This is a genomic window from Telluria sp. ZB4P37, assembly GCF_059685855.1.
On record NZ_JCASID010000001.1, the window covers coordinates 921,281 to 930,478 of the forward strand.

The following is a 9,198-nucleotide window of genomic DNA, read 5'->3' on the forward strand; positions in this document are numbered from 1 at the left end:
TCACCCCTGGTCGCCGCCACCGACCGGCAGCACGGTGCCCGTGATGTAAGACGCCTCATCCGACGCAAGGAACAGAATGGCGCGGACCTGTTCGTCGATCGTGCCGTAGCGATGCATGGGGTTTGAAGCAATCGTCTGGTCGACGATGCCCTGGTACCAGGCTTGCTCCTGTTCGCAAAGCGGCTCCGGGTTGCGCGGCACGATGCGCGGCGGCGCTTCGGTGCCGCCGGTCGCCACTGCATTGACGCGGATGCCGTCCTGCGCATGTTCGAAGGCCAGGCTTGCAGTCAGGGCGTTGACACCGCCCTTGGCTGCCGAATAGGGGATGCGGTGGATGCCGCGGGTAGCCACCGATGAGACGTTGACGATTGCCCCGCTACCCTGTTCAATCATGCTGGGCAGCACGGCGCGGCAGCACCAGAGCGTTGGGAATAGCGAGCGGCGGATCTCCGCTTCGATCTGCGCTTCCTCGTATTCCTGGTAGGGCTTGGCCCAGATCGTACCGCCGACGTTATTTACCAGCACGTCGATACGGCCGAATTCGAGGAGCGCGGTCTGAACCAGCGCACGGGCACCGGCGTAGGTCTCCAGATCAACGTGGGCCAGGGCCACGAGCGCGCCTATTGCCTGCGCATCGGCGCCCACTTCCTCAAGGATCCGGGCGCGGTCCGCCAGCACCAGCCGGGCGCCCTCGCGCGCGGCCGCCAGTGCCACCCCGCGCCCGATGCCCTGGGCGGCGCCGGTGACAATCACGACCTTGTCTTCAAAACGTCCACGTTCAAACACGATCATGCTCCTGCGTTGGGCGAGAATTTTTCGTAGTGGAAGCTCGCGGGATTGACTCCGGTCTCCGCGAGCCAGGTGCGCACGGCGTCCACCATCGGCGGCGGACCGCACAGGTAGACATCGACCTCGCCGTCGTTCATCCAGCACGGTTCCACATGGGCGGTGGCATAGCCCTTGCGCGGATGCGCGCTGTCCGGCGCGGCCACGCAGGTGACGTAAGTGAAGTTCGGATTACTTCCCGCAATCCGCTCAAGGTCATCGAGGCCAACCAGGTCGTGGTCGTTGGTCACCGCATAGACGAGACACACCGGGTGCGGAAAACCGCTCTTCTCCAGACACGAGAGCATCGACAGGAAGGGCGCGATGCCGGTGCCTCCGGCCAGGAACAGCACCGGCCGCGTGACAGGACGCAAATAGAAACTGCCGAAAGGACCGAGGAAGGTGATCGTGTCGCCCTCCCCCGCCTGATTCGCGAGATAGTCGCTCATGCGCCCGTTTGGCACGTTACGCACGACGAATTCGGCGCGGCTCGCGCCTGGAGGCGAACTGAAAGAATACGAGCGGGTCAGGTTGGTACCCGGAATGGCGACGTTGACGTATTGCCCGGGCAGGAAGCCGGGCGCCGCGCCTTCCTCGAGGTCGATCGCAAAGCGGATGGTCGATGGCGAAAACTTCTCGACCGAAGCGATCTTGCCCTGGTAGCCGTGGGCCCCGGACTTGCAGGCCTGCGAGGTCGCCAGGATCTTGACGACGCAATCCGACTTGGGCCGCATCTGGCAAGCCAGCACAAAGCCCCGGGCAGCGTCGTCGGGTTCGAGTGCGTCGTCGATATAGCCCGACGCCGGCATGTCATAGCTGCCCGACTCGCAATGCGCGCGGCAGGTGCCGCAGGCGCCGTCGCGGCAATCGAGCGGAATGTTGACCCGCTGGCGATAGGCGGCATCGGACAGCGTTTCGTTGTCGTTGCACGCGATGAAGCGGGTGATTCCGTCTTCGAATTGCAAGGCGATGTGATGGTTCATCGTCTGTCTCCTCCCCGGGTTCTCCGGGCTGAATGTGCGGCTTTAAATGTGGTACACGTCGATGACCTGGTGGATGTAGTCGTTCTTCAGAACGACGTATTTGTCCAGGATTCGCGGCGCTGCGCCGCCAAAGTCAATCGTGTAGCGCGACATGCCGAAATAGGAAAAATCGGTCTTGTAGCGGTGGCTCAGCGTATGCCAGTTGAAGCGCACCGTGACTACCATCCCTTCCTGCTTTTCAACTTCAAGGTTTGCGATGTTGTGGCTGGTTCGCGTGTCGGGTATCGTGGCGCTCGAGCGTTCCGTCTTGATCCGGAAGACGCGGTCTTCCAGGCCCTGGCGGGTCGGGTAATAGACCAGGGAAATCTCGCGCTGCGGGTCGCTCACCAGTTGGCCGTCGTCGTCCCAGGACGGCATCCAGAATTGCGCCTCCGGGTGGTAGCACTCCAGCCATTCGTCCCAGGCTTCATCGTCGAGCAGGCGCGACTCGCGGTACAGGAAAGCGGCGACGTCTTGAAAGGCGATGGCGCTCATGCTCGCTCTCCTTCATTGGACTGGATGGTTTGAGACGCTTTCGCCCGTTGCATGACGTCGAGCCAGTAGCGATGCTGCACCGTGTACAGGCCCTCGTCCTCGGTGCGCACACCGCTCATCACGGGCGCGAGGCCGATTTCTTTTGCTGCCTCGTCCGGACCCTGGATCCAGTGCGTCGAGCCCCGGCACATGTCGTTCCACGGCATGGCGCTGCCGGCATAGCCGGCCTGGCAGGCGCGGAATTCTTCGAGGTCGTCGGGCGTGGCCATGCCGCTGACGTTGAAGAAATCTTCGTACTGGCGAATGCGGCGCGCGCGGGCTTCATCGGATTCACCTTTCGGCGCGATGCAGTAGATCGTCACTTCCGTCTTGTCAACCGAGATCGGGCGCAGCAGGCGGATCTGCGAGCCGAACTGATCCATCAGATAAACGTTCGGATACACGCACAGGTTGCGCGAGCGCTCGACCATCCAGTCGGCGGTCGGCTTGCCGTACTGGGCTGCATACTCGGCGTGACGCGGGTAGTTCGGCCGGTCTTCGGGATTAGCCCACTTTGTCCAGAGCAGCATGTGACCATGGTCGAAGGCGTAGAAGCCGCCGCCCTGGCGACCCCACTTGCCGGCGTCCATTGCGCGGATCTTGTCTTCACGCTCCGCAGCTTCCTTTCTGCGGCTGGTCGTGGCGGCGTAATTCCAGTGCACCGCCGAGACGTGGTAGCCATCGGCGCCGTTTTCGGCCTGCAGCTTCCAGTTGCCTTCGAAGGTATAGGTCGACGCGCCGCGCAGCACTTCCAGGCCGTCCGGCGACTGGTTGACGATCATGTCGATGATCGTCGCTGCTCCGCCAAGGAACTCCTCCAGCGAGGACACGTCCGGATTCAGGCTGCCGAACAGGAAGCCCTTGTAGTTGGCGAAGCGCGCCACCTTTTTCAGGTCGTGCGAGCCTTCCTTGTTGAAGGATTCGGGATAGCCGGCGTCTTCCGGGTCCTTTACCTTCAGCAGCTTGCCGCTGTTGTTGAAGGTCCAGCCGTGGAACGGGCAGGTGTAGGTCGCCTTGTTGCCACGCTTCAGGCGGCACAACTGGGCGCCGCGGTGGCTGCAGGCGTTGATGAACGCGTTCAGCTCACCCTGTCGGTTGCGCGCAATGAACACCGGCTGGCGGCCCATCTGGGTCGTGTAGTAGTCGTTGTTGTTCGGGATCTGGCTTTCGTGGGCCAGGTAGATCCAGTTGCCCTCGAAGATGTGCTTCATCTCGAGTTCGAACAGGGACGGGTCAGTGAAGGCACTGCGATGCAGGCGATAGTCGCCGCGGGCGTGGTCTTCGATTAGCAGCGAATCGAGGTCGAGCTCCGCCACTGCCGCCGGGTTCGGGGAACCCGCGGACACAGGATGAATCGGGATCATGGTGTTCTCCTTCTAGCCTTGACTCAGGCAGCTGCGCGCAGGCGCTCGACTTGTGCTGGCGGCGCTTCGGCGACTTCGCGGTGCAGGCGGAAGTCGAAATCGATCGATGCAAACGGCTTGTCCTGGCCGCGCGCGGCGATCTCTGCAGGGGCCTCGATGCGGGTGACCGCTGGCACCAGGCCCTCGCGGCTGGCAAAGGCAAAGTCGTCCCACAGGTACTCATCGCCGTCGATGTTGATCTGGGTGGTCAGCTTGCGCTGGCCCGGGGCGCTGACGAAGAAGTGGATGTGCGCCGGGCGCTGGCCGTGGCGGCCGAGCTGCGCCAGCAGCGTGGCGGTACTGCCGCCCGGTGGGCAACCATAACCCTTCGGCATGATCGACTGGAACCCGTAACGCCCTTCAGCGTCCGTGACGATGGTGCGGCGCAGGTTGAAATGGGACTGGGTCGAATCAAAGAACGAGTAATTCCCCAGCAGGTTGGCATGCCAGACCTCAACCTTCGCGCCGGCGACCGGAGCGCCGTCCGCATCAAAGACCGTCCCCTGCATGAACAGTATTTCTGCCTGGTCGCTCTCGGTGCCGTCGTCAAGGCGTGCAAAGCCCTGGCTCTGCGGCGCGCCGGCCACGTATAGCGGGCCTTCGATCGTGCGCGGCGTCCCGCCCTCGATGCCGGCACGTGCTTCGGCTTCGTCGGCGCGGATGTCCATGAAGCGCTCCAGGCCGAGGCCCGGGGTCAGCAGGCCAAGCTCATTGTTCTTGCCGGCGGTGCTGAGGAATTCGACGCCCTTCCAGAATTCGCTCGGCTGGATGTCCAGGTCTTCCATAGCCTTGCACAGGTCAGCGACCAGGCGCAGGACGATGGCCTGCACGCGTGGATTGGCTGGACGGTCGGCCGCGTCGACGATCCATTGTTTGGCCAGCAAATCAATTTGTTGATGGTTCATTTCTTGTCTCCTTCCAGGTTTAATCGGAACTCAAAGGTCGCCGGCGCGGCTTGAGGACGGGTGCCGGCACAACGGTGTGACGTCGATGCGCATGTACGGGAACAGAGGCAGCGACATCAAGAGCGCGTGCAGCTCTTCGTTGCCTGGCACGTCGAAGATGCTGACGTTGGCGTATTTCCCTGCGACGCGCCACAGGTGGCGCCAGCTCCCTTCTTCCTGCAGGCGCTGCGCGAGCGCCTTTTCCTCAGCCTTCAGCGCGTCGGCCTGGTCTTTCGGCATTGACGCGGGCAGCTGGACTTCCATGGTTACGTGAAATAGCATTGGTGCTCTCCCTTGGTTACTGGCGGCGCATGCGCCGCAGTTTGTCGGCGTCGACTCGCACACCCAGGCCCGGCCCCGCTGGCACCTGCAGCGCGAAGTCGGCATAGACCAGCGGCTCCTCGAGTACTTCTTCCGTCAGCAGCAACGGACCGAATAGCTCGGTGCCCCAGGTCAGGTCGGTGAAGGTAGCGCACAGGTGCGCAGTGGCGGCGGTACCGATCCCGCCCTCCAGCATCGTGCCGCCATACAGGCCGATGCCGGCCAGCTGTGCGACGGTTGCGACCTGCTGTGCGGGAACCAGGCCACCGGACTGCGCGATCTTCACCGCGAAGACGTCGGCGCCATTGGTACGTGCGATATTGAAAGCATCGATCGGACCGTGCAGCGCCTCGTCGGCCATCACGGCAACGTCGAAGCGCGCAGCCAGGCGCCGCATGGCGTCCCGGTTATCGGCGCGCACCGGCTGCTCGATCAGGTCGATACCGCCCGCTTCCAGCGCTGCGATGCCGCGCACGGCCTCAAGTTCGCTCCAGGCCTGGTTGACGTCGACCCGCACGCTGGCCCGGTCGCCCAGGGCGCGCTTGATTGCCAGGACATGGCTGACATCGTCCTGTAGGCTGCGCGCGCCGATCTTGAGCTTGAAGATGCGGTGGCGGCGCTTTTCCAGCATGATCTCGGCTTCCGCAATGTCCTTCGCGGTGTCGCCACTGGCGAGGGTCCAGGCCACCGGCAGTGAGTCGCGTACCCGGCCACCCAGCAGTTCGCTGACCGGCACGCCAAGGCGCTGGCCCTGCGCATCCAGCAGCGCGGTCTCGATGGCGCACTTGGCGAAGCGGTTGCCCTGGATCGTCTTGCGAAGTTTTGCCATGACAAGCGCTACGCTGGAGGCATCCATTCCCCGGACTAGCGGCGCGATGTGCGCATCGATGTTGGCCTTGATGCTTTCCGGGCTTTCTGCGCCGTAGTTCAGGCCGCCGATCGTGGTGGCTTCGCCCCAGCTTTCGATTCCGTCATCACAACGGATCCGGATCAGGACCAGGGTCTGCGTGTTCATCGTCGCGACAGACAGCTTGTGCGGCCGGATGGTCGGCACATCGACGAGCGTGGTTTCGATTTCGCGGATCATATTCAGTTCGTATAATGTGTGAGGTGAACACACGATATTCCCTAAAATATTGACCGTCCAACACCGATTTAGTATTGATTCGATACCTTGGAGGTATGAACATGGAGTTGCGTCATCTGCGCTATTTCGTCGCCGTGGCAGACGAGAAGAACTTCACCCGTGCGGCCGAGCGTTTGCATATCGCGCAGCCTCCGCTGAGCCGGCAGGTGCAGCAGCTCGAAGAGGAATTAGGGGTGCTGCTGATCGAGAAAGGCTCCCGCCCCTTGCGCCTGACCGAGGCCGGCAAGTTCTTCCATGCGCATGCACAGGAGCTGCTGGACAAGGCGGCCGACCTGAAGGCAATGACCCAGCGTGTCGGCAAGATCGACCGCAAGTTTGCGATCGGCTTCGTGGCGTCGACCCTATATGGCCTGTTGCCGGAAATCGTGCGGCGCTTTCGGAACCGCTACCAGTCGCTGGATATCAGCTTTCACGAGATGACGACGATGGAGCAGCTGCAGGCCTTGAAGGAAGGCCGGATCGATGTGGGTTTTGGGCGCCTGAAGAGCGAGGATCCGGCGATTCGCCGCATCGTGCTACGCGAGGAAGCGTTGATCGTCGCGCTACCCGTAGGCCATCGACTGGCACCGACAGAGGGTCCGTTGACCCTGTCAGAATTGGCCAAGGAAACACTGCTGGTGTATCCGAAAAGCCCGCGCCCGAGTTTTGCCGACCAGGTGCTGGCCACGTTCAGGGAGCGCAACCTGGTGCCGCGACAAGTGCAGGAAGTGCGCGAGCTGCAGATCGCCATTGGCCTGGTCGGCGCTGGCCAGGGCATTGCGATCGTGCCGCAAAGCCTGCAAGGCATGATCCGCACCGACGTCGTCTACCGGCCCCTGGACGATCGCCGGGCGGTGTCACCGATCATTTTCAGCGCGCGTCATATGGACCGGTCACCGGAACTGGTGAACATGCTGGAAGTGATCTACGAAATTTATGATGAGCTGGGGATCGCGCACGTAAAGCATGCTTTGTAGCATGCTCCTGGCGGCATCAGACGCTGTCAAAAGCCTATGAGGAAATGCCGGTTAATGGCCTGCCGGACCTGGCGCAACGCCGCGGTCACCGTTTCGCCCGGGCATCACGTTCACGCCTTGATTCTGCCCTGATCAAGGCCAAACGGCCACATTCCGTTATCGGGCTTGCCGGACCGCGGCACGCGCCCGAGCAAGCCCGGCGCGCACCGCGCTGGCACGCCGATCGTGCATGCGCGTGCTCAAACTGTCCGCCTGCCGCCCCCCCTAAAATGGATCTTCCGCCGCGCCTAATTGCTATTAAGCAACCCAACTCGGCTTTGCCGTGTGTCGCACTTTAGATATATCAACACTCCTGCTGAAGGGATATTGGTTTCAGTTCGAGGAGGAAGCGGGCTCCAATCCACCGACGAGGCCAATCGTGACCAACCGATTCATTTCGTTCCTGCTCATCGCCAGATGGGCCAGCGCCATTGTCGCGCTGATGTACCACCTCCGGTTCCTGCTGTTCGTGAACTACGATGCCGTCCATGCGAAAACCCTGTTTTCAACAGGCTTTTACTTCGTCACGGGGCTCGGGCACGAATCCTATGCCGTCTTTTTCATCCTGGACGGCATTCTTGCCGGGCTCCTGCTGCACCGGCAGCGTTCGCGGGCCGGGCCGGGCCGTTCGCCTGTTTCGCTGCATCTGGGCTCGCTCTACAAGATCCTCCTGCCAGGCCTGATCGTGGGCGCAACTCTCGACCTCACCGGGGCGCAGTTTTTTGGCGGCACCGGGGTCTACACCGATTTCCCGGAATTGACCGTGCTGACGCTGACGTATTCCGCACTGTTCGGCAACGCCCTGATGCTGCAGCCATTCATCGTTCCCAACTTCGGCAGCAACAGCATGCTCTACCTGCTTTCCTACCTGTTCTGGTCCCTGATCCTGCTGGTTGCGTTCGTCCGTCTCGGCCTGAACAAGCCACGCGGGCGCTATGTGCAGCTTGTGCTGCTGGCGGTCGTGGTCTTTGTCATGCCTTACCAGTTCCTGATCTGGGCCGGCATCTGGCTGGCCGGGGTCGGCGTCGTTTTCCTGAGCGAATCACGCGCCTTGCGGCCGCCCTTGCTGGTCGCGGTGCCCTGCTTTGCCGCCGCGCTGGTCCTGTCCCGGCTGATGGGCAGCCGCACCGGCCTGCTGCCGGAACCGTTTGGCGAGCTCATCATCCAGAGCGCCTTCGCGCTGGTCGGAGTCGGGTTTGCCGCCATCGCCTGGGCGCTGTATCCGAAACAGCCCGAGGACGGGCGCGCCAGCCGCGCATTCAAGGCCAGCGGCTCGGCCGACGGGTGGTCGGGACAGACCGCGTCGTTTACCTTCTTCTGCCACTTCCCGGTGATCATGCTGCTGGTGGCGATGGTCTCGGCGCTGCTCGGCCAGGCGCTCATGCAGCAGCCGACGCTGGCTACCTATACGCGCTTTGCCTGCCTGGTCGGGGTATGCATCGTCACGGCTGCGGTGGTCACGCGCGTGGCGAGCGCCGCCACGCATGCGGTGGCGTTCAGGCGCCAGCCACGGGCCTGAACCATCGGCACTGGCGCCTGCCGGTGCAAGAAGCACGCGCCGCCGGGGCCTCGGACTACGCCACGAAGCTGGTCGACACGGTACAAGTTACCGGCGGCTCTTACGTGCCCGGCAACGGCAGTACTGCGGTTCTTACACATATATAGACCGGAAAACCGGGCTGACCAGTTATATGAACGCCCAACACATGCCATATGGGTAGCGCATTTGTGTGGAAAGCAGGCATATCGCATTATTTTCAATTTATTTCTACATGGAACTTAATGCCGCACAGAAACCTGTCGCCTTGTACTTGTGAACGCGAGTGACGCACTCCACAACCCGACCACTGACAGGAACCAATCATGCTGAGCCTCCACACCAACAACGCCGCACTGTCCGCACAAAACTCGATCAGCCGCACCCAGAGCTCGCTGTCGACCTCGATGACCCGGCTGTCGACCGGCTACCGCATCAACTCGGCAATGGACGACGCCGCCGGCCTGCAG

10 protein-coding genes are annotated in these 9,198 nt (G+C 62.6%); 3 read left to right on the plus strand and 7 right to left on the minus strand.

Going from position 1 to position 9,198, the window contains the following annotated elements; genetic code table 11:
• Genes AC56K1_RS04390 through AC56K1_RS04420 form a run of 7 tightly spaced genes read right to left on the minus strand, consistent with a single transcriptional unit; the run spans position 1 to position 6,136 of the window.
• Positions 1-792, minus strand: a complete 792-nt coding sequence (locus AC56K1_RS04390) for a 1,6-dihydroxycyclohexa-2,4-diene-1-carboxylate dehydrogenase (RefSeq protein WP_497156609.1) — start codon at positions 790-792, stop codon at positions 1-3.
• Positions 789-1,808: a benzoate 1,2-dioxygenase electron transfer component BenC gene (benC, locus tag AC56K1_RS04395; protein WP_497156610.1), complete on the minus strand. Its 1,020-nt coding sequence runs from the start codon at positions 1,806-1,808 to the stop codon at positions 789-791. Before benC ends, AC56K1_RS04390 begins: the two co-directional genes overlap by 4 nt.
• Positions 1,809-1,850: 42 nt before the next feature.
• Positions 1,851-2,342 (minus strand): benzoate 1,2-dioxygenase small subunit, encoded by a 492-nt coding sequence (gene benB, locus AC56K1_RS04400; RefSeq protein WP_497156611.1) that lies wholly within the window; start codon positions 2,340-2,342, stop codon positions 1,851-1,853.
• Complete coding sequence (benA, locus tag AC56K1_RS04405) at positions 2,339-3,745, minus strand: benzoate 1,2-dioxygenase large subunit (protein WP_497156612.1); 1,407 nt, start codon at positions 3,743-3,745, stop codon at positions 2,339-2,341. Before benA ends, benB begins: the two co-directional genes overlap by 4 nt.
• Positions 3,746-3,768: 23 nt before the next feature.
• Entirely contained in the window at positions 3,769-4,689 is a 921-nt protein-coding gene (catA, locus tag AC56K1_RS04410) for a catechol 1,2-dioxygenase (protein WP_497156613.1), read from the minus strand.
• A gap of 30 nt (positions 4,690-4,719) precedes the next feature.
• Complete coding sequence (catC, locus tag AC56K1_RS04415; RefSeq protein ID WP_497156614.1) at positions 4,720-5,010, minus strand: muconolactone Delta-isomerase; 291 nt, start codon at positions 5,008-5,010, stop codon at positions 4,720-4,722.
• A 16-nt stretch (positions 5,011-5,026) separates the two neighbouring features.
• A complete protein-coding gene (locus tag AC56K1_RS04420; protein WP_497156615.1) occupies positions 5,027-6,136 on the minus strand; it encodes a muconate/chloromuconate family cycloisomerase in 1,110 nt (369 codons plus the stop codon).
• Between the two features lie 101 nt (positions 6,137-6,237).
• Between AC56K1_RS04420 and AC56K1_RS04425 the strand changes: the two genes are divergently transcribed.
• The 3 genes from AC56K1_RS04425 to AC56K1_RS04435 all read left to right on the plus strand — a co-directional run.
• The gene (locus tag AC56K1_RS04425) at positions 6,238-7,152 is read left to right on the plus strand and encodes a LysR family transcriptional regulator (RefSeq protein WP_497156640.1); all 915 of its coding nucleotides are present in this window, start codon (positions 6,238-6,240) and stop codon (positions 7,150-7,152) included.
• A gap of 418 nt (positions 7,153-7,570) precedes the next feature.
• Positions 7,571-8,710 carry a hypothetical protein gene (locus tag AC56K1_RS04430; protein ID WP_497156616.1) on the plus strand — a complete coding sequence of 380 codons (1,140 nt, stop codon included), beginning with the start codon at positions 7,571-7,573 and terminating at the stop codon, positions 8,708-8,710.
• 344 nt (positions 8,711-9,054) lie between these two features.
• The coding region (locus AC56K1_RS04435; protein WP_497156641.1) for a flagellin N-terminal helical domain-containing protein at positions 9,055-9,198 on the plus strand (144 nt) is incomplete at its 3' end.

Bases quoted from the DNA above. Each gene is read 5' to 3' on its own strand.
- AC56K1_RS04390 (WP_497156609.1), bottom strand. From the start codon at position 792: ATGATCGTGTTTGAACGTGGACGTTTTGAAGACAAGGTCGTGATTGTC.
- benC (WP_497156610.1), bottom strand. From the start codon at position 1,808: ATGAACCATCACATCGCCTTGCAATTCGAAGACGGAATCACCCGCTTC.
- benB (WP_497156611.1), bottom strand. From the start codon at position 2,342: ATGAGCGCCATCGCCTTTCAAGACGTCGCCGCTTTCCTGTACCGCGAG.
- benA (WP_497156612.1), bottom strand. From the start codon at position 3,745: ATGATCCCGATTCATCCTGTGTCCGCGGGTTCCCCGAACCCGGCGGCA.
- catA (WP_497156613.1), bottom strand. From the start codon at position 4,689: ATGAACCATCAACAAATTGATTTGCTGGCCAAACAATGGATCGTCGAC.
- catC (WP_497156614.1), bottom strand. From the start codon at position 5,010: ATGCTATTTCACGTAACCATGGAAGTCCAGCTGCCCGCGTCAATGCCG.
- AC56K1_RS04420 (WP_497156615.1), bottom strand. From the start codon at position 6,136: ATGATCCGCGAAATCGAAACCACGCTCGTCGATGTGCCGACCATCCGG.
- AC56K1_RS04425 (WP_497156640.1), top strand. From the start codon at position 6,238: ATGGAGTTGCGTCATCTGCGCTATTTCGTCGCCGTGGCAGACGAGAAG.